This is a genomic window from Sphingobium ummariense RL-3 (genome assembly GCF_000447205.1).
GTDB classification, from domain to species: domain Bacteria; phylum Pseudomonadota; class Alphaproteobacteria; order Sphingomonadales; family Sphingomonadaceae; genus Sphingobium; species Sphingobium ummariense.
The window spans coordinates 1-22,150 of sequence record NZ_AUWY01000028.1; the positions used below are offsets into that span (position 1 = coordinate 1).

Consider the following 22,150-nt stretch of genomic DNA (forward strand, 5'->3'; position numbering starts at 1 on the left):
TTTTGCAACAGAGCCGGTCGATCTGCAACGCGATGCGCTCACGGCCGCTGGTGTCGATCAACGGCACCTCTACTCCGACAAGGCTTCCGGTGCGCGCGACGATCGCGCCGGCCTGAAAGCCTGCCTCGACTACATGAACGCCGGCGACACGCTGGTTGTCTGGAAGCTCGATCGGCTCGGCCGCTCGCTGCCGCACCTGCTGGCGATCGTCACCGACCTCAAGGAACGCGGCATCGCCTTCCGGTCGCTGACCGAACAGATGGATACCACCACGCCGCATGGCGAGTTGCTGTTCTCGCTGTTCGGCGCGCTCGCCCAATACGAGCGAGCGTTGACGCGGGAGCGGATCATGGCGGGCCTGGCCGCCGCAAAGCGGCGGGGCCGACAAGGTGGACGACCGCCGACGATCGCCGCGGAAAAGATGCAGTTGATAGTTGCCGCTCTGTCCAATGGGGCCAGCAAAGCGTCGGTTTCTCGCACGTTCAGCGTGCCGCGATCAACATTGACGGACACGTTGGAGCGGATCGGGTGGTCAGCGCCGGTCAAGGATACGCCTTGAATAACGACAAAAATATAATTATATTCCCGTCATGTTATCCATGCGCTTTTCCTGGCACCCAGCCAAAGCCGAGAGCAATCTGAGAAAGCATGGCATCAGTTTCGAGACGGCCGCCAGCGCCTTCGCAGACCCCTTTGCGCTTAGCGTGCATGATCGGATCGAAGGCGGCGAGCAACGATGGCAGACCTTGGGCCTGGTCGAAGGACATTTACTCCTGCTGGTGGCCCACACCGTCGCTGAGGATGACGACGACGGCGAATATGTGGAGATCATCCATATCATTTCGGCCCGAAAAGCCGATCGAAAGGAAAGACGACGTTATGAAGAAGAAAGACGCTGATACCGTCCGCTTCCAGCTCGATCCGGGCAATCTGCCCCCCTTGACCGAGGCACAGAAGGCCGAGCTGGATGCCCTGCAGGCGATGCCGGATAGCGGTATCGACTATAGTGATGCCCCGACGCTGACAGAGGATTTCTGGAAGACCGCCGAGCGTGGACGGTTCTATAAGCCGATCAAGCAGCAGGTAACGGCGCGGCTCGACGCCGATGTGCTTGCTTGGCTCAAATCCCAGGGCAAGGGCTATCAGGCTCGCATGAACGCAATCCTTCGGCGCGAGATGTTGGCGGCTGCGAAGGAGCGCCGACACGCTTGACGTGCAGGCCGCAGATGGATGCCGCTTTCACGGCCGGGAGTAACCCGGCCCGGCGTAGGCGCGCGAAGCCGCCAGAGTTGCGGCAATCATGTGTTTTTCGCTATGCTCTTTCTTCTAAAATAGCGACCGGTGAAAAATCCGATCCACGCAATTGCTGGAACAAGCCAAGGCCAAAAGGAAGATAAGAGTAGAATCATGTCGCCCCAGCGGCTCCGAGCAATAGCGTTAATGCAGTCGATCCCAATGTTATCGGAGTAGCGACAAATATTCCGAATTTTTGGTTTGCAAATGATACGAGCGAACAGACCAGTAAGATCACGAATATATCTGGCCAAAATTCACCCAACATACGTATCACGTTGTCTTTCTCCACGAACAGCCATCTACATGCGGCGCACTGCAACCCTAAGTCCAAGAAATCCGTCAAGTAACGAAATTTTGTTAAGAGTCTGTCTTGAATCTCATGGGTAACGAGCGATGCGTCGGATGAGGACGATGGCAGCGGCGGCATAGAGGAGCGCGGTTGCGGATTTGATGGTCCGCTCGAAGTCTTTGGCCAGACGGCGATTGCGGTTGATCCATGCGAAGGTGCGTTCGACGATCCATCGTCTGGGATGGACGACGAAGCCGGTCTGATCGGCGAATTTGCGGACGATTTCGATCGTAATGGAGGTGGCGTCCCGGACGCGATCGCTGTTGTAGGCGCTGTCGGCATAGGCGCGCGCGACGAAGGGATGCCGCTGGTGAGACTGCTGGAGCAAGGGCACCGCGCCATCGCGGTCCTGCACATCGGCAGGATGGACCAGTATGATAAGGGCGCGACCATCGGTATCGACCATTGCATGGCGTTTGCGTCCCATGGTCTTCTTGCCTGCGTCGTAACCACGAGGTCCGCCTGCTTCGGTGGTCTTCACGCTCTGGCTGTCGATGACTGCCGCGGATGGTGCTGGTTCTCGCCCTGTCCGGATGCGATCGATCCGAACGAGATGATGATTGAGGCTTTCGAATACCCCATCGTCGCGCAAGGTGCAGAACCACTGGTATACCGTGCGCCATGGCGGAAAACTGTCGGGCAAAAGCCGCCAGGGACATCCTGCCCGTAGCAGATAGAAAATGGCTTCGACGATTTCGCGCATCGGCCAGCATCGCCGTCGTCCGCGCTGGCTGGCTCAGGGTCTGGACGATTTGCTAGCCCGACGACCGGGGCAGGCCGCGACATGGCTATCCTGGCTGCGCAATGCGCCACAATCGCCGGGGCTCTGTTGCAAAAATCGTGAAGCTTGAGCATGCTTGGCGGAGATTGGACGGACGGAACGATGACGGATTTCAAGTGGCGCCATTTCCAGGGTGATGTGATCCTGTGGGCGGTGCGCTGGTATTGTCGCTATCCGATCAGCTATCGCGACCTTGAGGAAATGCTGGCGGAACGCGGCATTTCGGTCGACCATACGACGATCTATCGCTGGGTCCAGTGCTACGCCCCGGAGATGGAGAAGCGGCTGCGCTGGTTCTGGCGGCGTGGCTTTGATCCGAGCTGGCGCCTGGATGAAACCTACGTCAAGGTGCGGGGCAAGTGGACCTACCTGTACCGGGCAGTCGACAAGCGGGGCGACACGATCGATTTCTACCTGTCGCCGACCCGCAGCGCCAAGGCAGCGAAGCGGTTCCTGGGCAAGGCCCTGCGAGGCCTGAAGCACTGGGAAAAGCCTGCCACGCTCAATACCGACAAAGCGCCGAGCTATGGTGCAGCGATCACCGAATTGAAGCGCGAAGGAAAGCTGGACCGGGAGACGGCCCACCGGCAGGKGAAGKATCTCAATAACGTGATCGAGGCCGATCACGGAAAGCTCAAGATACTGATCAAGCCGGTGCGCGGTTTCAAATCGATCCCCACGGCCTATGCCACGATCAAGGGATTCGAAGTCATGCGAGCCCTGCGCAAAGGACAGGCTCGCCCCTGGTGCCTGCAGCCCGGCATCAGGGGCGAGGTGCGCCTTGTGGAGAGAGCTTTTGGCATTGGGCCCTCGGCGCTGACGGAGGCCATGGGCATGCTCAACCACCATTTCGCAGCAGCCGCCTGATCGGCGCAGAGCGACAGCCTACCTCTGACTGCCGCCAATCTTTGCAACAGAGCCGTCTGTCGCACCTGCTTGATCGCGGCCGCGATAGCTAGATCGCGTTGCTCCTCTTCTCCATCCGCGTTCCAAGCTGCGGAAAGGCACCCATAAGCGTACGCCTGGTCGAGCAGGCGACGCGGATCGACGTCCAGCGCACGAGAGAATGCGTCCGCCATCTGTGCAATGCGTCTAGGATCGAGACAAAGGTCGTCTCTGTCAGCCGGATCGTAGAACATATTGGCGGCGCCAAAGCCCACTTCACCGACCAGACCGACGGGATCTATCACCAGCCAGCCGCGACTGGAGAACATGATGTTTTCATGATGCAGATCGCCATGTAGCCCACGCAGTTCCGAGGCATTGCTCATCATTTGATCGGCTATAATCGCCGCGTGGACGTAGTCAGTTTGACAACCTGCGTTTTGATCATCGCGCGCCCGCTGAAACAAAGCTGCAAAGCGATCCCGGATCGGGAGAAGGGCAGAAGGCAGGGGTTCCTCAGATGCGGCATACAGCTTCGCCATTAGTTCCGCTGCAATTTCGGTCGCCTGGTAGTCGCCGTGCTCGGCAACGATGTGAGAGAGCATTCGCTCCCCGGCATATTCGAGCAACATCAGATTGTTCTCACGACCGAGCAACCGGACTGCTCCCCTCCCATTGCGCCATACCAGATAGTCGGCCCCGCGCAGTTCATCAGCAATGTCTTCTATAGGTTTCAATCCCTTGACGATTGCAGGAGTCCCGTCTGGCAATGAAACTTTCCAAACGAGGCTGGAAAAGGTGTCCGCAATGAGAACAGGTTGCGAAACGTGCCAATGAGCAGGAAAAACAGGCGGCATGAACATCAACCCCAAGTCAGAGGGTCCAATCGCAGATAGAAGGCAAGGCGTTCGCGGTCGGGGGCTTCGATCCCCAATACATTGAATAGGACAGCGAAGGCGCGCTCTGCTTCATCTGGCGCTGCCCAGTTCTCTTCGGCGTTAGCAATCATGAGTGCCAAATCGGCATAGCGATCTGCTGTTCCGAGCCGCCCAAGGTCGATCAGACCCGTGCATTGAAGAGTTTTAGGGTCCACCATGAAGTTCGGCATGCAGGGATCACCATGGCAAACAACCATATCGGTGCGCTCTTGGTCGAGCCGCACCGGTAGCTCTCGTTCGACACGAGCCAAAAGATCGAGCTGCGGCGTACTCTTGTCCTCGTCCGGTAAGAAGTCGGGATTGACGGCATTGCGGGACACCACATCAACGGCGCGTCCGAACATTCGCGACAGCCTGCGCTCAAACGGACATTGATCAACCGATAGGCTGTGAACAGCGCCAAGTTGCTGCCCCATTGACGGCCACGCTTTGAGCAAATCCGCTCCAGACAGATCAGCCGCCGGTACTCCCGGAATTGCCGTTATCACCAAGCATGCACCCTCCTGTTCCTCCTGCCAGTTGATCACCTCGGGGCAAGCCACACCTCGACCTTTGAGCCAAATGAGGCGGTCACGCTCTCCAGCGAGCTCACCGCGGCGGGAAGCAGGTGCGATTTTCGCGAAGGCATGCCCGTCACCACGTCGAAAAACAAAATCACCAGATTCTCCGCCTCTGACAGGCAACCAGTCAGAATGCGATTCACCAAAAAAAATATTAGTTCGATTCAATGGAGGTTCCTTCAGTTTTCTGATGAAGCGCGGAGGTGGCTCAACCTGCGAAAAGAAACGAGTTGCTACGTAAGTCCGAGAACATGCTTTCCATGGTCTCTGAGCTCGCCTTTGGGACCGACATATCGGTAGAGAGTGACGCGCTCGATGCCGAGTTCCTTGCAGAGATCGGAAACTGAAGTATCGCGCTGGGCCATGGCGGCTTGCGCGAGACGCACCTGAGCTTTGGTGAGCGCGAATTTTCGTCCGCCCTTGCGACCGCGCGCTCTCGCGGAGGCGAGACCCGCCATGGTGCGCTCTCGGATCAGATCCCGCTCGAACTCGGCCAAGGTGGCGAAGATTCCGAACACCATGCGACCGGACGCAGTCGTGGTGTCGATCTGAGCGCCCTTTCCAGTCAGAACCCGCAGGCCGATCTTGCGGTCTGACAGCTCCTTCACCGTGTTGACCAGATGGGCAAGCGATCGTCCGAGGCGATCGAGCTTCCAGACCACCAGCACATCGCCGTCACGCAATGACTTGAGGCAGGCAGTCAAGCCAGGGCGATCATCACGACCGCCGGAAGCAAGATCATCATAGATATTGTCCCGTTCGACACCTGCGGCGCGCAAGGCGTCGTGCTGCAGGTCGAGAGACTGCGAGCCATCGGCTTTGGAGACGCGGGCATATCCGATCAGCATGTATCACAAACGTTGGTTTGAGGCGGCGCTTCGGCCACGATTGCATTGACCTCTGGAAATGTATCTCAACCAGCTTCATAAACAAAGCGTCTTGAACGCTATCAGATTTTGAAAAAGGAACATGTATGCCGCGTCGCGTCACTCTAACCGATCGGCAGAAAGACGCGCTGTTGCGCTTGCCGACTTCACAGACGGATTTGCTCAAGCACTATACGCTGAGTGATGAAGACCTTGGGCATATCAGGCTGCGTCGGCGCGCTCACAACAGGTTCGGCTTCGCCCTGCAATTGTGTGTCCTGCGCTATCCCGGCCGGGTGCTGGCTCCAGGCGAACTGATCCCTGCAGAGGTCATCGAATTTATCGGAGCGCAGCTTGGCCTGGGTGCCGACGATCTCGTAGACTATGCTGCCCGCGAGGAAACACGGCACGAGCATCTTGCCGAGTTACGGGGGCTCTACGGCTTCCGCACCTTCTCCGGACGTGGTGCGAGCGAGCTGAAGGAATGGTTGTTCCGAGAAGCCGAGATGGCGGTGTCGAACGAGGATATCGCCCGTCGCTTCGTAGCCGAGTGCCGACGCACCCGCACTGTCCTTCCCGCGACATCCACGATCGAGCGGCTTTGTGCCGCGGCTCTCGTCGATGCCGAGCGACGCATCGAGACGAGGATCGCCAGTCGGCTGCCTATGTCGATCCGAGAACAGTTGCTGGCATTGCTCGAGGAGACGGCTGATGATCGGGTGACCCGTTTTGTGTGGCTGCGCCAGTTCGAGCCTGGCTCGAACTCTTCGTCGGCCAACCGGCTGCTCGACCGGCTCGAATATCTGCAACGCATCGATCTCCCCGAGGATCTGCTTGCCGGCGTTCCTGCCCATCGGGTGACTCGTCTGCGCAGGCAGGGTGAACGGTATTATGCCGACGGCATGCGCGATCTCCCGGAGGACAGGCGGCTTGCGATCTTGGCTGTTTGCGTCTCGGAATGGCAGGCGATGTTGGCCGACGCAGTGGTCGAAACCCACGACCGGATCGTCGGCCGTCTCTACCGTGCTTCGGAGCGTATTTGCCATGCAAAGGTCGCAGACGAAGCGGGGGTGGTGCGTGACACCCTGAAATCCTTCGCCGAGATCGGGGGCGCCCTGGTCGATGCACAGGATGATGGCCAGCCGCTGGGCGATGTCATCGCGAGTGGGTCAGGGTGGGACGGCTTAAAAACCCTTGTTGCAATGGCAACCAGGCTGACCGCCACCATGGCCGACGATCCGCTCAATCATGTGCTCGACGGTTATCACCGCTTCCGCCGATACGCTCCACGCATGTTGCGCCTGCTCGATCTGCGAGCTGCGCCCGTTGCACTGCCGCTTCTGGAAGCGGTGACGGCCCTTCGTACCGGTTTGAACGATGCCGCGATGACCAGCTTCTTGCGGCCCAGCTCGAAATGGCATCGCCACCTTCGGGCCCAGAGGGCTGGCGACGCTCGCCTATGGGAGATCGCGGTGCTGTTCCATCTGCGCGATGCGTTCCGCTCCGGAGATGTCTGGCTTACTAGGCCCAGTCGGCCCGAAGCTGCGATTTTGGCCATGTTGAAGAACAAAGATTGAACATGGCGATCTACCAGGCTCGCTCTTGTCCTCCAATCTCGTAAACATCGGTCTCGATCGAGCACCTGTAGCTCTCTGCGATGTTGAACATCTCTGTCTGGAGAGATGCGATCTCATCATCGAGGCTGACGCCATCGGCACCCTGATCATAGGCGACGGTCAGCGTGTAATCGCAGTTCCCGGTCTTTTGCATCTGGTAATCCCGCTCCAGCATCGCCTCAATGCGCTCGCGAGCGGGCTTTCTGCCACGACCATGCTTGTTGAAGTTCTCGATGGTCAGATGCAGGGCGATGGTGACAGAAGGCGGCTTTTCCGGCAGCCCGATCCTTGAAGGAATGACGTCAAGCGCCCGATAGACGGTCATTCTTGAGATCTTGAGGTCGCGCGCGACGCTGGCCTTGCTCGCGCCGGCGGTGATCCGGCGTCGGATTTCATCGTCATCGATGTTTTTCTTCCGGCCTTTGTAGACGCCTTCGGCGCGCGCCGCCTCGATCCCGGCGCGCTGCCGGTCCTTGATGAACGTCAGTTCCATGTCCGCGACCATGCCCAGAATGGTGATCACCATCCGCCCCATGCTTCCGGCCGTCGTCACCTCCGGCTCAAGCACCCGCAATGAGGCTCCCTTCTGGTCGAGTTCATGAACCAGATTGAGAACATCGCGTGTGGAGCGACCGAGCCGATCGAGACGCAGGACGACGAGTTCGTCATCGGCGCGCAGGAACTGCATGATCGTCTCAAGCTCCGTGCGTCCAGTGCGCGATGCGCCCGAGCCTGTTTCGGAGCGGAGGATTTCACAGCCCGCTGCCTTCAACCGGGCAACCTGGATGTCGAGATCCTGGTCGATGGTGCTGACGCGGGCGTAGCCGACGCGGGTCATGGGCAAATCCGTCACATTAGGGTGGCTTTGCCCTCGTACAGTAACATTGGTGACGGAACCACCCTTTTGTGACATGTCGTATATGTCACTTCCGATCGTCACGTTCGGGTGCACCCAAATGGTGCGAGCGGAAAGGCCCCGGTCAGGCAGCAAGCCGCCCAAAATCGATCCGGCTATTCAGATCGAGGTCGAAGCGGCCATAAGGATTGACGTGGCTGTAAATCAGCGGTGTGAGGCCGCGATAATCATCCGGCGTCATCCGGCCCGTCCATTTCGGTTCCACCAGCACGCTCTGAAGCATTCGGGTGTTCACATAGACAAGCGACGCTTGCAGCAAATGTAGCGCCAGGACCGAGAGCTGCTGCTCATCGATGCGGTTAGTGGCGATCTCGCCGCCCTTGCCGAAGAAAACGAACCCATTGGCACTGTTCCAGTTTTCAACGACATTCAGGCCTTCATGAATTTCGCGGCGGAAGGACTCCTCGCGCAGATACCGGCACAGGAAGATCGTCTTGACCGCGCGGCCCAGCTCACTCAACGCCTTGTAGGTCGGGTGCATCACCTCGGAGCGGCTAAACCGGCGCAGGATCGCCTCCGGGTCGGCGGTTTTTGTCTGCATCGCGGCTGCATATTTGACCATCTCGTCATATTGCTGCTCGATCTCATCCCAGTTGATCGGACTGGAGAGGATCGGCTGCAAGTGGGGAAGCCGCGTTCGCATGCCGACATCGGGAAGAGCCAGCTTCTGGCGAGCGATCGCTTTCAGGCGGGGTGCAAGCTCAAATCCGAGAAGCCGGCAAAATGCAAAGCCAACCGCGCTTTGGCCATGACTATCAACATATTGTCGCTGGATTTCCATGTCGGTGCAATGGCGCAGCACGCCCTCGATCATGGAGGCGACCTCGGAGGAAGAGCAGCGCTTGAGCTGGGAATAGACGCATGTCGCGCGTCGTTCGACATGCCAGTAGATCATGACGCCCCGTCCACCATAACGCGCATGCCATTCCGTCATCAGGTTGCGATCCCAGGCTCCGAACTTTGTGGAATCTGACGCACAGGCCGTGCCGGCGTCCCCCCAGACTGCAGCATTGCGGATTGCCAGGGTCGCATTCGCAACCCTGGCACACGCCTCCTTGAGCGCCGCGGCATGAACGAAGCGGCGATGGACATGCAGCAGCTCTTCATAGCTGACATCGGGGGTGGCGCCGGCGATCCGCTTGAGCCCGGCATTCGTTCCCAGGCCGTAGAGGCATAGCAGGAGACGTTGATCCAGCGCGGTTTTCGGCAGTGCAACACGCGAGGCCGATGTTTCGAACGCTTCGAGAAGTCCCGTATCAAGGGCAGCCTCCTTCAGTACGTCGAGCAGCCCGGTCATCGGCCAGCGTTGGCCGATCTCGGTCTTGATCGAGGCGAGACCCCTGGGTTCGGGCAAGGGTTTGAACGGGGTGAGAGATATACGGTTCTCGCCGCGCCACAGCAGCCGAACCTTGTCGTTCCGGGGAATATTGGCATTGAGGAGCAACAGTTCCTGAGCAAGCTCTTCCCGGATGGCGCTTGAAAATGCACGCGCATCCGCCGTCAGGTTCAATCCTGTGTAATATGCTTCTCGCCGCGCATCGAAGTCCTTGGGAAGATCGTCATCGGGATTGCGGTATCGGTCCGCCCCGACAACCCAGATTTCCTTAGAACGGATGCGATCGCGCAGTTGCGCGAGGACACAAAGCTCATAACTGATCCGGTTTACGCGCCCCTCTTCATCAATGACGGAACTGCGCCATCTCGCCGGAATGACCTCGTCGACCGGCACTGCGTGCGGCGGCACGTAGCGGCATCCATCATCCACTTTGCTTCTGATCCAGTCCAGGGCCGCCAGCACCGGACGCCACACGGCGTTGTTCGACCGGAACTCCAGTGCCGAAAGCAGGCTTGGCAGCATACGGCGATAATGATTGGCCCATGACCTCCGCATCACCTTGTAGATCCGCCGATCCAAGGCGCCCTTTGCCTGGCTTTCCTTGATGATCGCCGCCAGTTTGTCCTTGCCGGCGATTGGGAAAATGACATCGCAGATGCGCCCGGATGGATCGTCGATCGAAGCGCTGGCAATCTCGACCAGGAGTCGCTCCTTGCCATAGACCCGCTCGATGTCTTTCGCGATATCGCCCACCACCTTGCGTTTCGAGCGCGATCCGATCTTATGGACCGTCTCGATCAGCAGGTCGACCATCGCATCCGTAAGCTGAGCTTCCCGCGCCATCAGATAAACGGCATAGAGCCCGAGCTGGCGCGCCGGTACATGCCGGCGCATCTCCGAGGCTTTCTCGCCGGCAACCCGGCGAACGATCTGATCGACCCATGCCTTGCCCGTGACCGATAGGAAATCTCGGGGAAGAGCAAGCCGTTGGATAAAGGCGAGTTTGGCGGTCACGCCAAGAATGTTTTCGAGCGTCGCCTGACCTGCATCCCCCTTCATCGTGTTGAAGCCGGTCGGGCCATCGGGATCGGCGAGCGAGGCTTCCAGCAAGGCGACCGCATCCGGCGCAAGCCGATCGCGGACTCGGGCCAACAGGGCCTCCAGATAGAGGTGTCGTTGCGAACGGACGAGGCGTTCCAGCTCCTTGCGCGACGGCCCATAGATACGGCGGTCGCGGCACCACAGGAAAACATGCTCGAGCATGGCATTGATCGGCTGCCCGCCCGCACAAAGATCGTCGGAAATCCACCTCGACAACGCCCTGCGATCCGTCTGCGTCATACGGCGGAACCCGAGATGCCGCAAAATCTCCGCGCAATGCCGGCGGGCGGTGCGCCCGGAAAAATCATAGTGGTTCACGGATTTGGCATCGAGACCAAGTTGCTCCGCCAGATACAAGACACCGTCGGAGGGTATCGACGCATGATCCGGCACAAAGAAGCCATGCCCGGCGAAAAATCTAAGCTGAACCGCCAATCCCAGTCGTGCCGTCTCCGCTTTGCCGGTCACGAACGCGATGTCCGAAAAACTCAGGCTCCAGGAGCCGATCAGATCCCCACTCGAAACGCCAAGGCTCATAACGCCGCTCCCTTATCGGAGCGGAACGTCGTTCCTCGCATGGGCGATCGTCAACAACAACCAGCCCGTTCCCGACGTGTTCTCCAAGATGACCAAAATCGCAGCTTCGGGCCGACTGGGCCTACTAGGTCCCGGCGCTATGGCGATCTGAAACACGCACTCGTTCCGGCACAATCCATCGCGGAAGGCGGTCGTCTCGCTGTGCCATTGCGGCCGGAGGAATGGCTGGCAGACCGGCAAGCTCGCCTCGACATGCGGTTGCGCGAGCTTGGCCGTGCCGCTCGCGCAGGCACGATCCCGGGCGGGTCGATTGAAAACGGCGTTCTGCATATCGAGAAACTCGAAGCCGCCGCGCCGACAGGCGCCGAAGATCTGGTGCTCGATCTCTACAAGCAGATCCCGCCCACGCGCATCACCGATCTCCTGCTGGAGGTGGATGCGGCGACCGGCTTCACCGAAGCGTTCACCCATCTGCGCACAGGAGCACCCTGCGCTGACCGGATCGGGCTAATGAACGTTATCTTGGCGGAAGGGATCAACCTCGGCTTGCGCAAAATGGCGGATGCGACAAACACCCACACCTTCTGGGAATTGATCCGCATTGGACGGTGGCATGTCGAGGGCGAAGCCTATGACCGGGCGCTGGCCATGGTGGTCGAGGCACAGGCAGCGTTACCCATGGCCCGGTTCTGGGGCATGGGCACGTCGGCTTCGAGCGACGGACAGTTCTTCGTCGCTACAGAGCAAGGTGAGGCCATGAACCTGGTCAACGCGAAATATGGCAATACCCCGGGCCTGAAAGCCTATAGCCACGTCTCCGACCAATATGCGCCGTTCGCAACCCAGGTGATTCCTGCAACGGCAAGCGAAGCGCCTTACATCCTCGATGGCCTGCTGATGAACGATGCTGGACGCCATATCCGCGAGCAGTTCACCGACACGGGCGGCTTCACCGATCACGTCTTTGCCGCATGTGCCATTCTCGGCTACCGGTTCGCTCCGCGCATCCGCGACCTGCCATCCAAACGGCTCTACGCGTTCAATCCGTCGGCCGCCCCGGCGCACCTGCGAGCGTTGATCGGCGGAAAGGTCAACCAAGCCATGATCGAGCGCAATTGGCCCGACATCCTGCGCATCGCCGCCACCATTGCTGCCGGGACCGTCGCGCCAAGCCAGATTCTGCGGAAACTCGCCTCCTATCCGCGGCAGAACGAGCTCGCGACAGCCCTGCGGGAAGTCGGTCGCGTCGAGCGCACCCTGTTCATGATCGACTGGATTCTGGATGCCGAACTCCAACGGCGTGCCCAGATCGGGCTCAACAAAGGCGAAGCTCATCATGCGCTGAAGCGGGCAATCAGCTTCCACCGCCGCGGTGAAATCCGCGACCGTTCCGCCGAAGGCCAGCATTACCGCATCGCCGGCATGAATCTGCTCGCCGCCATCATCATCTTCTGGAACACCATGAAGCTCGGCGAGGTCGTTGCAAACCAGAAACGCGATGGAAAGCTGCTATCGCCCGATCTCTTGGCCCATGTTTCGCCGCTCGGATGGGAACACATCAATCTCACCGGAGAATATCGCTGGCCAAAGCCTTAGCGTAGGATTCCGCCCCCTCCCGCAAACGACCCCAAAATCGCCGGCGCTGATTTTGCAGGGAAAAATCTGTCGCAAAAATCAGGTGCGAAAGTCAAACTTGTGCGACTGACTTTCGCGACACGTCGCGGCCCGGATTCCGCGCCGCTGCGGACGTGGTGCAGGTTTCAGGATTTGCGCGACATAAGGGGCGCGAAGGAATTTAATTCTGGATCACCAGATCAAAAGACCTTGGCGGGCAGACGCGCTCGAAATAGTAGCTTTCAACATCGTCCCAAACAGCGTGCCACGCGGCTAAAAAGCCCTCCGCGCCCTGTTCGCGCGCAGCAGTCCGTTCATGCCGCACTTTGGTCGGCACATCCACGATCACGGCGAGGTCGATCAAATCCCGAAGGAACGGAGATGCGGAATAAGCTCCTTCGAGCAGAATCGTGGGCGCTGGCGCGACTTCGGTAAATTCGTTCTTGAGGCTGTAAGTGCCATCCGGGCCTAGTCCCTGCATGAAGTCGAAAGCTCGCCACTGTGCAGGTTCCCCCTTGCGTAGAGGCTCTATTGCCTCGCGAACGCGGTCCCACTCAAAAACGCGATTCAACCGCTCCGCCACGGTTTTGTGAGGCCACTCGGATTCGGGAACCTGCGTTTGATAGAAATCATCGAGCGTAACCAAGGCTATGTCGGTCAGCTTCGCCAACCTTGCCGCAATCGTTGACTTACCGGAGCCGCTTCCCCCGTCAAGCGCCACGACAACAGGACGTGCGAGTTCGGCGCGGAGGGCTTCTATTCTCTCAAGTATGTGGAGTTCAGGCGACTTCATTGTTCAACCAATTTCGATGATGCTGCGTTGTCGCAAAAATTCCAAAACCCGCGACAGCTTTCTTGTCGCATAATAGGGATTTCCGCGACGGTTTGCACGAGGTAGATTCCGGGCATGTCGCCCACGAGGAAGCCCCTGCCCTTGCTTATCGGATATGCCCGCGTCTCGACCGACGGCCAGACTCTCGACCAGCAGCGCGCGGCGCTGAAAGCGGCCGGCTGCAAGCGCGTGTTCGAGGAAAAGGCATCCGGCGCGCAGCGCGGCCGCCGCGAGCTGGCGAAGATGCTGGACCATTTGCAGCCCGGGAACGTGGTGACGGTGACGCGGCTTGATCGCCTCGCCCGATCGACGCGCGATCTTCTCGACATTGCTGAGCGGATCGGCCACGCCGAGGCCGGCTTGCGTTCGCTGGCCGAGCCGTGGGCCGACACGACGACGCCGGCCGGGCGCATGGTGCTGACTTTCTTCGCCGGCGTTGCCGAGTTCGAGCGCAGCTTGATCCATGAGCGCACGAGCGCCGGCCGCGCGGCGGCGAAGGCGAAGGGCGTTCGGTTCGGCCGCCCCCCTGCCCTGTCGGCCGAGCAGATCGCACACGCCCGCCAGCTCATCAGCGAGGACAAGAAGCCGGCCGAGGTTGCCCGGCTCTTGGGTGTGCATCGCTCTACCCTCTACCGGGCCATAGAACGCATTGACGTGGATACGCATTGACGCAACTACGTTTAGTCGCCCGGCCCTAGAAGTAGTGCCTTTCTCGCCCCCTTACGCAAAGGGTTGCAGAATCGGGCGATTTCGTCTCTTCATGTAGACATGGCGAGTCGCACCCGAGAACAAGTTAAGCTGGAAAGTGTCCGAAACCTGCGCGCCCGTTGGCGCGCGGAGGGCCGGATTCTTGTGCAGGCCGATCTGCCCGGCGAGCTGGTCGCGGCGATTGACCGCCTGAAGGACGACGCGGGCTTGCGAGGGCGCGCGCCGATCATCGAGGAAGCGTTGAGGTTCTATATCGAAGCGAAGCAAGGGACATAACGGCAAAACGCCCGACCGTTGGCGCGGTCGAGCGTTTTATAGGCCGTCAGACACACCGTAGAGCCGGGGCCATCAAAGTCTCCCCTTATCTACGCTAGAGCACTCCAATTCGCAAGATTGATTCTTGCGGAAACGGGGAAAGCTGTGCCTGCCGTCCGCGCTGTCATGTCCTTCAAAAGGAAGGACGAGGGCATATGTTGAGGACGCACTACGCGGCCGCGATCGGCTGCGCGCGCGGGAACGCGCTTGATGAAATCATGCGGGAGGTTTGGACTCGATACGGCGCGGGCCAGCTCACCGACGACGAGGCCGGCGAGCTTACGACGCTCGCCCATGAGCGCCGGGCCGCCCTGCGGGGATCGGGACAGACCGCGCTAGGGTTGATCTTTCCGCCCCCTGCCCCACGCTGCCCGACACCAGTTCGCCGGCATAGCCATATCCGGGGACGATCGGAGGGCCGCATATGGCGGCCGACGACGCGCAAGGACGTGCAGGCGATCTTGAAGGCGGCCGAAATCTACAACGAGGCCGGCTTGCACGAGAAGGGCGAGCGCAGCGGGCCGCTAGGATCGGTGGCGCTGGACGTGCTGCGGCTGTTCGTCAATCTCATCGACTTCCGCACCGGCCGGCTTGAGCCGTCAATCACCACGATCATGGATCGGCTAGGCCGGTCGCGCGATACGATCGTGCGGGCGCTGAAGAATCTGCGGGCGCATGGCTTCATTGACTGGCTGCGGCGCTATGAGCCGACCGGGAACGAAGGGCGCGGCCCACAGGTGCAGCAGGCCAGCAACGCCTATCGCCTGTCCCTGCCGGAGAAGGCCCGGCAGTTCCTTGGACGGTTCGGCAAGGCTCCACCCCCGCCCGCCGATCATGGACAGGATCAGCGGGCTTGGAGCGAGGCAATCGACGCCTACAAGACCACCCTGCCCCTCGATGAGCGAACGCAGATCGACGCCGGCGATAGCCCGCTAGGACAGGCCCTTGTGCGCATGGCGAAAAACTTCATGAAACGTGAGTCCGATAACCAGACTGAATCCCCATCTGATCTTTATCTAAGAGGCAAAACATAAGCGGTCGCCGCTGTTCGGGCTGCTTACGCAGCCCTGCGGCGGTTCCGGCCCGCGTATAGGCGGGCCGGGAAACGGCACCCCCACTACCTAATCCGCACCGCTCGCGCCTGCGACCAGCGTCCTATGGCTTTCGAGAGGGAGTGAAGGGCAAGGTCGGCGCTTAATTATTTACGTTAATACGTATTGACGTGTAAACGTATTACCTTGATAGAAGGCGATGGCGGCGGCCGGGAAAACGTGCTAGAGTGTACACAATTCAACACACGGAGGCGATTCCATGACCGCCAGCACCACCATGACGATTCGGGTTAGGCCCGATGTGAAAGAAAAGCTCGACCGGATCGCGAACGACACGCAGCGAAGCAAATCCTTCCTCGCCGGCGAGGCCGTCGCCGCCTATGTCGATCGCGAGCTTGAAATCATCGACGGTATCAAGCGCGGCATGGCTGATGCAGCGGCCGGCCGAGTGATCCCCCATGCGCAGGCCGTCGCGGAAATGCGTGAGGTTATCGAGGAAGCGAAGCGCCGGAAAGCCGCGCGCGGATGAGGCCGGTTGTCTGGTCGATTGAGGCGCAGCGGGATAACCTCGAAATCCTGCGCTATATCGCAGAGGACAACCCATTCGCCGCCGAACGGGTCGTGGATGCGATCGAGGACGCCGGGAACAAGCTCGGCGAATTTGCGACCGGCCGGCCGGGGCGGGTGAGCGGAACCTATGAAAAGTCCCTCGCCCGTCATCCCTACATCATCGCCTATGAGCTGCGGGACGTGGGGGGCCGGGAAAGCGTCGTGATCGTGCGCGTCATCCACACGTCGCGCGACTGGCCGGCCGAGGAATGGCCGCACTAGCTTAAAGACGTAGTAACGTCCTTAGCTATATGCTTCAATACGTATTCACGCAAAGAAGGATTGACGCATGAACGTCATTGCGTTTTTGAGCCAGAAGGGCGGGAGCGGAAAAACCACGCTTTCGGTTCATACCGCCGTGGCGGCCGAGGCGACCGGCGAACGGGTTTGCGTCATCGACGCGGACCCACAGGAGAGCGCGACCGCATGGGCGAGCGCGCGGGAAGCCGGAACGCCGATCGTCGCCACGGCGCAGGCCGGGGAGCTGGACGCCGCGCTTAGGGCGGCCGAGGGCGAGGGCATGACCTTGGCCGTAGTGGACGCCCCGCCCCATGCCGCCCCGGCGGCCGGCCAGATCGCCCGAAGGTCGGAGCTGGTCTTGATTCCGGTCAGACCGTCCGCGTTTGACCTCGCTGCGGTCCCGGCCGCCGTCGAGATCGTGGCGGCCGCGAAAGTGCGCGGCGCGTTCGTCCTGTCTGCCTGCCCGTTCCGTGCGCCCGAGATCGGGGAGACGCGCGCGGCGCTGGAAGCCTACGGACTGCCGATCGTTCCCGGCGAGATTACCGACCGGCGCGCGTTCGCCCGCGCCGTCACGACTGGCAGCGCCGTGACGGAGTTCGAGGCCGAAGGGAAAGCAGCGGAGGAAATCCGGGCTTTGTGGGCGTGGATTAAAGGCACGTTAGAACGTAAATAGCTAAATACGTAAGCGCGTATTGAAGGAGCGAAACCTATGGCAAAGAAAGCAACCGGCCTCGCGGCCTTCACCCGCCCGAAGGCCGGCGCGGAGGCCACCAGCCTTGCAGCGATCGAGGACGATCGCCCGGCCGTGGAAATCCCGACGCCGAGGCGAAAGAGGGGAGGGGGCGAGACTGTCGCGCTTACGGTCAAGGTCCGGCGATCGGACTGGCAGCGCCTTCGCCAGCTCGCGGATGCAGAGGGAACGACAATTCAGGCGATGGCCGAGGCCGGGCTTTCGGCGGTTCTGGCACAGCACGGATTGCCGCCGATCGAGCCTTATGCACGTTGATACGTAAATAGCTAAATACGCTAATGCTTGCGCGCGTGGCCCGCCCCCCGGCCGTCCCTACGGCCCTAGATGATGAGAGCGGGCCGGCCGGGGGGCTATCGTCGCGGCCGTGGCGTTTCCCTGAATAGAGCTTGCACCAGGTCGGCGGGTGGATCGCGGCGCAAGCCGCGCCGGCCCGGAGGCGAACGCGCTCCCCAATAGCGCCGTAGAGAGCCGGAGGGCCGTTCGTAACAAAGTCCCGGCGCTATGCGCCGGGTCCGCTTCTTGTCACGTCAGGCAGCGTCATACAGCCCCCGGAACTCTGCATCGGCATAATAGGCGAGCTTGCCGGCGACGATCGGCCGTTGCCCGGCGAGGAACAGCAATTCGACATGCTGCGGCAGGTTGCGGACCTCATCGGGGGTCAGCAGCGGGCGGGCCGTGTGTTGCTCGCCGTAGGAGATGCCGGATTTATCGGAATCGAGCGCCCGGCTCATGGTCTGGAACACAACGGTTTCCTGCCCGAGCAGATCGGAGACAAGCCGGGCGCTGTCGTGATCGTTGACGCCGAACACCTGTAGGACGCCGGCATTTGACAGGAAGGTGCCGGCGCGTTGCCCGTAGGTGGCGCGGAGCTGGTGAACGTCTTGCAGGATCGGCCAGAGCTGGACGCCGTAGCCGGCCATGAGGCCCATTGCGCGCTCGACGGGGGCCAGATGGGCCCTTATGCATTAATCGGACACAGATTCACGGTAGGCGTCAGCGTCAGTGGAAGGGGACTATTTCCGCAGGTCTTCGATGCCGAGTTCGCGCCACATCCAGGTGAAATCGTAGGGGTGACTGCACGAAAGTGACTTATCTGCACGCTAAGAGCGAACGGACCGGGAACGCTGGGACTTTGTGTTCTTCTCCGTGGCTTCGAGGGCTTTGTAGAGGGCGGTTTTGCCGATCTTGAGGCGCGCGGCGGCCTCGCGAACTGTGAGGCCGGAAGCGATATGTTCGCGCGCCTTGCGGAGCTTGTCAGGTGTGACCACTGGCCGCCGCCCACCGGGGCGACCTCGCTCGCGAGCGGCCTTGAGGCCTGCATGGGTGCGCTCCCGGATCAGATCGCGCTCAAACTGGGCAAGCGAGCCGAAGATGTTGAACACCAGCATCCCGCCCGAAGTGGTGGTGTCGATGTTCTCGGTGAGCGAGCGGAACCCGATACCTCGCGTCGCTAGCTCGCCGACCTTCTCAATCAGATGGCTCATCGAGCGCCCAAGACGGTCGAGTTTCCAAACCACCAGCGTGTCGCCGCTGCGCAGATAGGCGAGCGCCTCGGCCAGGCCGGGCCGATCGGCTTTTGCACCAGATGCGTGATCGTCGAATATCCGGTCGCACCCGGCCGCGTTCAGCGCGTCGAGCTGGAGTGAGAGCTTCTGGTCTGCCGTCGAGACGCGCGCATAGCCGATCAACGCCACATGCAGCCCAATCCTGTCCGTTTTCCCATCATTATCTGATCTTGTCCGAATCGCCGTTATAGGTCCAGAGTTAACGGACATATTCCTGCTGGCCGCCAGAGGACCGTCTGACGGACACGCAAAGCGAAGGAGATGATGCTTGGCGAGACGGCGACTGGTGAGCCTGGAAATCTGGGCGAGGCATTATGGCGCGCCGCTCGATGAGCGCGAGATCGCGCGTCATTATACGCTGACCAGCGACGACCTGGAAATTGTCGGCCGCCGTCGCGGCGATGCCACCCGGCTCGGCTATGCGATGCTCATGCTATATATGAGATGGCCTGGCCGTGCGCTGGAAGCGGGCGAAGTCCCGCCCGCTCCTGTGCTCGCCTATGTGGCGCAGCAACTCGGCGTCGCGCCGGCAGCCTTCGCGGATTATGCCCATCGGGACCAGACCCGTCGCGAGCATCTCGTCGAAATCCGACGATCGCACGGGTTCAGGATTTTTGACCGCAACGCTTTCCGTGAAGTTGTCGCCTTCTCGGTCCCAATCGCGCAGACCATCATACACCCCGGCCAGATGGCAGACGTCATCGTCGATGAACTCCGGCGCCTGCAGATCCTCCTGCCTTCTCCGTCGATTCTCGAAGCGGTGCTGCGGCGGGCGCGCCAGCAAGCCGAACAGCTTACCTATGAAGTGCTCACGAATGGCCTGCTGCCTGACACCCTTCAGGGCCTGGACGATTTGCTGGCCCGACGACCGGGGCAGGTCGCGACATGGCTATCCTGGATGCGCAATGCGCCACAATCGCCGGCAGCGCGCAACATCCTGCGCCTGATCGAACGGCTCGCCTATATCCGCGCGCTGGGCCTCGATCGCGCCCGTGCCGACATGATCCCGGCTTTGACTTTTGACAGGCTGGCGGACGAAGGCAGCCGCATCACACCCCAGCACCTTGGCGAACTCAATGCCCTGCGCCGCCATGCGACGCTGGCGGCAACCGGCATCCGGCTTGAGGAAAGCCTGACCGACGCCACCCTGACGATGTTCGACAAGCTGTTGGGCAGCATGGCGCGCCGCGCCGAGAACCGGACCCGCGACAAAGCCCTCAAGACGGTGCGCGAGTTGCAAGGCCACCTCCGGACGCTCACGGGGTCTTGCCGCCTCCTCATCGACGCGCGCAGCAAGGGCGTGGATTCTCTGGCGCAGATCGAGGCGCTGGACTGGCAGCACTTCGCCGTGGCCGTCGAGCAGGCCGAAGTGCTCGGGCGACCGGAAACCGTCGATCGCACCGCCGAATTGATCGAGCGGCATCGGACGGTGAAGCTCTTTGTCGGCGCTTTTCTCAACGCCTTCGAGTTTCGCGGCGCCGGCGCGGTTCAGGGGCTCCTGTCAGCGCTGGCCATCAGCGCGGAGCTATATCGGACCGGCAAACGGCGCTTGCCTGATCGCGTGCCGCTACGCTTTGTGCCGCCCGCATGGCGCCCGTTCGTCCTGCGGGATGGCATCGTTGATCGTGCCGCTTATGAACTATGCGCCTTGTCGCAACTACGCGAGCGGTTGCGAGCCGGGGATATATGGGTCGCGGGAAGCCGGCAGTTTCGCGATTTCGACAGCTATCTCATACCGCCGGCGACCTTTGCGGCGCTGCGCGAGAAGGGGCCGTTGCCGCTCGCCATCGAAACGGATTTCGAGCGCCATATCGAGGAACGGCGCACCAGGCTCGACACGGCGATCAAGCAGGTAACGGTCCTTGCACGGCAAGGGGAGCTGCCCCAGGTTAAGCTTGACGAAAACGGTCTCATCATCTCGCCGCTGAAGGCGGCAACACCGCCCGCCACCGAGATTGCCCGTCGCGCCGCCTATGATCGACTGCCGCGCGTGAAGATCACCGATCTTCTGCTGGAGGTCGATGCCTGGACCGGGTTCAGCGAATGCTTCATCCATCGTCGTTCGGGCCGGGAAGCCGACGATCGCAATGCGCTGCTCACGGTCATCCTCGCCGATGGCATCAATCTCGGCCTCACACGCATGGCGGAAACCTGCCGGGGCGCAAGTCTGCGTCAGCTCGCCCATCTTCACGACTGGCACATCAGCGAAGCCGCCTATGGCGAAGCGTTGGGAAGGCTGATCGACGCCCATCGCGCCATGCCGCTCGCCGCGCTGTGGGGAGACGGCACCACTTCGTCGAGCGACGGACAGCAATTTCATGCCGGGGGCCGTGGGGCCGCGATCGGCGACATCAACGCGCGCAGCGGCAACGAACCAGGCGTTGCCTTCTACACCCATGTCTCGGATCGATATGACCCCTTCGCAAGTCGGGTGATCGCGGCGACCGCTGGCGAAGCGCCCTATGTGCTGGATGGCTTGCTGTATCACCAGACCGGCCTGACGATCGAGGAGCACTACACCGATACGGGCGGGGCATCGGACCATGTGTTCGGCCTCATGCCCTTCTTCGGCTACCGCTTCGCGCCGCGCCTGCGCGACATCAAGGAGCGTCGTTTACACCTCCTTCCCGGCCAAGAATCCGGCCCCTTGCTTGCCGGCATGACGGCCGAACCGATCGCATTGGGTCATGTCGCGGCGCATTGGGACGAACTGCTGCGGTTCGCCACGTCGATCCGCACCGGCACCGTCACTGCTTCGGCAATGCTGCGCCGCTTGTCCGCCTATCCGCGACAGAACGGACTGGCCCTCGCACTACGCGAGCTGGGCCGCCTCGAACGCTCCATTTTCATGCTCGACTGGCTGCGCGACATCGACCTGCGCCGGCGCACCCAGGCGGGCCTCAACAAAGGCGAAGCCCGCAACGCGCTCGCCCGCGCGCTCTTCTTCAACCAGCTCGGCGAACTGCGCGATCGTCGGTTCGAGAACCAGACCTATCGCGCCTCCGGCCTCAACCTGCTCGTCGCCGCCATCATCTTGTGGAACACTCGCTATCTCGAAATGGCGCTGGCGGACATCGGCACAGCCGACGAAATCGCACGCCACATCGCGCCATTGGGCTGGGAGCATATCTCGCTGACCGGTGACTATAGCTGGAATGTTGAAGATCAACCCGATCCGGACGCCTTGCGACCGCTGCGCGCCGTCAACTCCCTACTTGCCGCGTGACGTTCGCTATCCGTTCGCCCTTTCCGTGCAGATACGTCACTTTCGTGTAGTCACCCC

At 61.1% G+C, this 22,150-nt stretch carries 20 protein-coding genes and 3 pseudogenes; 14 read left to right on the forward strand and 9 right to left on the reverse strand.

Going from position 1 to position 22,150, the window contains the following annotated elements:
* The 3 genes from M529_RS28165 to M529_RS28175 all read left to right on the forward strand — a co-directional run.
* Nucleotides 1-559, forward strand: a 559-nt coding sequence (locus tag M529_RS28165) for a recombinase family protein (protein WP_021316629.1), incomplete at its 5' end; no start/stop codon positions are given.
* Between the two features lie 31 nt (nt 560-590).
* Nucleotides 591-899, forward strand: coding sequence for a BrnT family toxin (locus M529_RS28170; RefSeq protein ID WP_007682056.1), 309 nt, complete (start codon nt 591-593; stop codon nt 897-899).
* Nucleotides 880-1,212 (forward strand): BrnA antitoxin family protein, encoded by a 333-nt coding sequence (locus M529_RS28175; RefSeq protein ID WP_007682049.1) that lies wholly within the window; start codon nt 880-882, stop codon nt 1,210-1,212. Before M529_RS28170 ends, M529_RS28175 begins: the two co-directional genes overlap by 20 nt.
* A gap of 461 nt (nt 1,213-1,673) precedes the next feature.
* On the opposite strand, the pseudogene M529_RS28180 reads toward M529_RS28175, so the two are convergent.
* Nucleotides 1,674-2,369, reverse strand: a pseudogene (locus M529_RS28180) (IS5 family transposase); the annotation flags it as partial.
* Nucleotides 2,370-2,528: 159 nt separating this feature from the next.
* On the opposite strand from M529_RS28180, the gene M529_RS28185 reads away from it, so the two are divergent.
* Nucleotides 2,529-3,293, forward strand: a complete 765-nt coding sequence (locus M529_RS28185) for an IS6-like element IS6100 family transposase (RefSeq protein ID WP_021316397.1) — start codon at nt 2,529-2,531, stop codon at nt 3,291-3,293.
* Between the two features lie 50 nt (nt 3,294-3,343).
* Here M529_RS28185 and M529_RS48115 read toward each other — a convergent pair.
* The 3 genes and pseudogenes from M529_RS48115 to M529_RS28195 all read right to left on the reverse strand — a co-directional run.
* A pseudogene (locus M529_RS48115) lies at nt 3,344-4,174 on the reverse strand (APH(6)-I family aminoglycoside O-phosphotransferase); the annotation flags it as partial.
* A complete protein-coding gene (aph(3'')-Ib, locus tag M529_RS0124130) occupies nt 4,174-4,977 on the reverse strand; it encodes an aminoglycoside O-phosphotransferase APH(3'')-Ib (RefSeq protein ID WP_001082319.1) in 804 nt (267 codons plus the stop codon). The gene aph(3'')-Ib and the pseudogene M529_RS48115, both read right to left, overlap by 1 nt.
* Before the next feature lie 65 nt (nt 4,978-5,042).
* Entirely contained in the window at nt 5,043-5,657 is a 615-nt protein-coding gene (locus tag M529_RS28195; protein WP_000904906.1) for a recombinase family protein, read from the reverse strand.
* Nucleotides 5,658-5,782: 125 nt separating this feature from the next.
* On the opposite strand from M529_RS28195, the gene M529_RS28200 reads away from it, so the two are divergent.
* Complete coding sequence (locus tag M529_RS28200) at nt 5,783-7,252, forward strand: DUF4158 domain-containing protein (protein ID WP_020820345.1); 1,470 nt, start codon at nt 5,783-5,785, stop codon at nt 7,250-7,252.
* Between the two features lie 10 nt (nt 7,253-7,262).
* Here the strand turns inward: M529_RS28200 and M529_RS28205 are convergent, their stop codons facing one another.
* Both M529_RS28205 and M529_RS28210 read right to left on the reverse strand, forming a co-directional pair.
* Complete coding sequence (locus M529_RS28205) at nt 7,263-8,129, reverse strand: recombinase family protein (RefSeq protein ID WP_006961816.1); 867 nt, start codon at nt 8,127-8,129, stop codon at nt 7,263-7,265.
* 142 nt (nt 8,130-8,271) lie between these two features.
* Nucleotides 8,272-11,181, reverse strand: coding sequence for a Tn3 family transposase (locus tag M529_RS28210; RefSeq protein ID WP_006961814.1), 2,910 nt, complete (start codon nt 11,179-11,181; stop codon nt 8,272-8,274).
* A 129-nt stretch (nt 11,182-11,310) separates the two neighbouring features.
* Between M529_RS28210 and M529_RS28215 the strand changes: the two are divergent.
* Nucleotides 11,311-12,777: pseudogene (locus M529_RS28215) on the forward strand (Tn3 family transposase); the annotation flags it as partial.
* A 199-nt stretch (nt 12,778-12,976) separates the two neighbouring features.
* Here M529_RS28215 and M529_RS28220 read toward each other — a convergent pair.
* Complete coding sequence (locus M529_RS28220) at nt 12,977-13,588, reverse strand: uridine kinase family protein (protein ID WP_020820347.1); 612 nt, start codon at nt 13,586-13,588, stop codon at nt 12,977-12,979.
* A 141-nt stretch (nt 13,589-13,729) separates the two neighbouring features.
* Between M529_RS28220 and M529_RS28225 the strand changes: the two genes are divergently transcribed.
* The 7 genes from M529_RS28225 to M529_RS28250 all read left to right on the forward strand — a co-directional run bounded on the left by M529_RS28225 (nt 13,730) and on the right by M529_RS28250 (nt 17,557).
* The gene (locus M529_RS28225; protein ID WP_006473455.1) at nt 13,730-14,296 is read left to right on the forward strand and encodes a recombinase family protein; all 567 of its coding nucleotides are present in this window, start codon (nt 13,730-13,732) and stop codon (nt 14,294-14,296) included.
* A 99-nt stretch (nt 14,297-14,395) separates the two neighbouring features.
* On the forward strand, nt 14,396-14,611 hold the full coding sequence (locus M529_RS0124135) for a ribbon-helix-helix protein, CopG family (protein WP_020817828.1): 216 nt from the start codon (nt 14,396-14,398) through the stop codon (nt 14,609-14,611).
* A 194-nt stretch (nt 14,612-14,805) separates the two neighbouring features.
* Nucleotides 14,806-15,684, forward strand: a complete 879-nt coding sequence (locus tag M529_RS28230) for a helix-turn-helix domain-containing protein (protein ID WP_020817827.1) — start codon at nt 14,806-14,808, stop codon at nt 15,682-15,684.
* 277 nt (nt 15,685-15,961) lie between these two features.
* Complete coding sequence (locus tag M529_RS28235; protein ID WP_006473479.1) at nt 15,962-16,231, forward strand: CopG family ribbon-helix-helix protein; 270 nt, start codon at nt 15,962-15,964, stop codon at nt 16,229-16,231.
* Complete coding sequence (locus M529_RS28240) at nt 16,228-16,533, forward strand: type II toxin-antitoxin system RelE/ParE family toxin (RefSeq protein WP_006473480.1); 306 nt, start codon at nt 16,228-16,230, stop codon at nt 16,531-16,533. Before M529_RS28235 ends, M529_RS28240 begins: the two co-directional genes overlap by 4 nt.
* Before the next feature lie 67 nt (nt 16,534-16,600).
* Nucleotides 16,601-17,224 carry a ParA family partition ATPase gene (gene parA, locus M529_RS28245; RefSeq protein WP_021316632.1) on the forward strand — a complete coding sequence of 208 codons (624 nt, stop codon included), beginning with the start codon at nt 16,601-16,603 and terminating at the stop codon, nt 17,222-17,224.
* Between the two features lie 36 nt (nt 17,225-17,260).
* Nucleotides 17,261-17,557: a hypothetical protein gene (locus M529_RS28250; protein ID WP_006473490.1), complete on the forward strand. Its 297-nt coding sequence runs from the start codon at nt 17,261-17,263 to the stop codon at nt 17,555-17,557.
* Between the two features lie 272 nt (nt 17,558-17,829).
* Here M529_RS28250 and M529_RS28255 read toward each other — a convergent pair whose 3' ends face one another.
* Together M529_RS28255 and M529_RS28260 are read right to left on the reverse strand one after the other, a co-directional pair.
* Nucleotides 17,830-18,231: a type IV secretory system conjugative DNA transfer family protein gene (locus M529_RS28255; RefSeq protein ID WP_020817825.1), complete on the reverse strand. Its 402-nt coding sequence runs from the start codon at nt 18,229-18,231 to the stop codon at nt 17,830-17,832.
* Nucleotides 18,232-18,402: 171 nt separating this feature from the next.
* Nucleotides 18,403-18,996: a recombinase family protein gene (locus M529_RS28260; RefSeq protein ID WP_013039114.1), complete on the reverse strand. Its 594-nt coding sequence runs from the start codon at nt 18,994-18,996 to the stop codon at nt 18,403-18,405.
* Between the two features lie 139 nt (nt 18,997-19,135).
* Here M529_RS28260 and M529_RS28265 point away from each other — a divergent pair, with 139 nt between their 5' ends.
* Nucleotides 19,136-22,093: a Tn3 family transposase gene (locus M529_RS28265; RefSeq protein ID WP_031294302.1), complete on the forward strand. Its 2,958-nt coding sequence runs from the start codon at nt 19,136-19,138 to the stop codon at nt 22,091-22,093.
* Nucleotides 22,094-22,150: the final 57 nt, after the last annotated feature.

What these genes read in the sequence shown, in the direction of transcription:
- M529_RS28210 (WP_006961814.1), bottom strand. Translation starts at nt 11,181, where the DNA reads ATGAGCCTTGGCGTTTCGAGTGGGGATCTGATCGGCTCCTGGAGCCTG.
- M529_RS28195 (WP_000904906.1), bottom strand. Translation starts at nt 5,657, where the DNA reads ATGCTGATCGGATATGCCCGCGTCTCCAAAGCCGATGGCTCGCAGTCT.
- M529_RS28205 (WP_006961816.1), bottom strand. Translation starts at nt 8,129, where the DNA reads ATGACCCGCGTCGGCTACGCCCGCGTCAGCACCATCGACCAGGATCTC.
- M529_RS28200 (WP_020820345.1), top strand. Translation starts at nt 5,783, where the DNA reads ATGCCGCGTCGCGTCACTCTAACCGATCGGCAGAAAGACGCGCTGTTG.
- M529_RS28250 (WP_006473490.1), top strand. Translation starts at nt 17,261, where the DNA reads ATGGCAAAGAAAGCAACCGGCCTCGCGGCCTTCACCCGCCCGAAGGCC.
- M529_RS28230 (WP_020817827.1), top strand. Translation starts at nt 14,806, where the DNA reads ATGTTGAGGACGCACTACGCGGCCGCGATCGGCTGCGCGCGCGGGAAC.
- M529_RS28235 (WP_006473479.1), top strand. Translation starts at nt 15,962, where the DNA reads ATGACCGCCAGCACCACCATGACGATTCGGGTTAGGCCCGATGTGAAA.
- M529_RS0124135 (WP_020817828.1), top strand. Translation starts at nt 14,396, where the DNA reads ATGGCGAGTCGCACCCGAGAACAAGTTAAGCTGGAAAGTGTCCGAAAC.
- parA (WP_021316632.1), top strand. Translation starts at nt 16,601, where the DNA reads ATGAACGTCATTGCGTTTTTGAGCCAGAAGGGCGGGAGCGGAAAAACC.
- M529_RS28175 (WP_007682049.1), top strand. Translation starts at nt 880, where the DNA reads ATGAAGAAGAAAGACGCTGATACCGTCCGCTTCCAGCTCGATCCGGGC.
- M529_RS28255 (WP_020817825.1), bottom strand. Translation starts at nt 18,231, where the DNA reads ATGGGCCTCATGGCCGGCTACGGCGTCCAGCTCTGGCCGATCCTGCAA.
- M529_RS28240 (WP_006473480.1), top strand. Translation starts at nt 16,228, where the DNA reads ATGAGGCCGGTTGTCTGGTCGATTGAGGCGCAGCGGGATAACCTCGAA.
- M529_RS28220 (WP_020820347.1), bottom strand. Translation starts at nt 13,588, where the DNA reads ATGAAGTCGCCTGAACTCCACATACTTGAGAGAATAGAAGCCCTCCGC.
- M529_RS28170 (WP_007682056.1), top strand. Translation starts at nt 591, where the DNA reads ATGTTATCCATGCGCTTTTCCTGGCACCCAGCCAAAGCCGAGAGCAAT.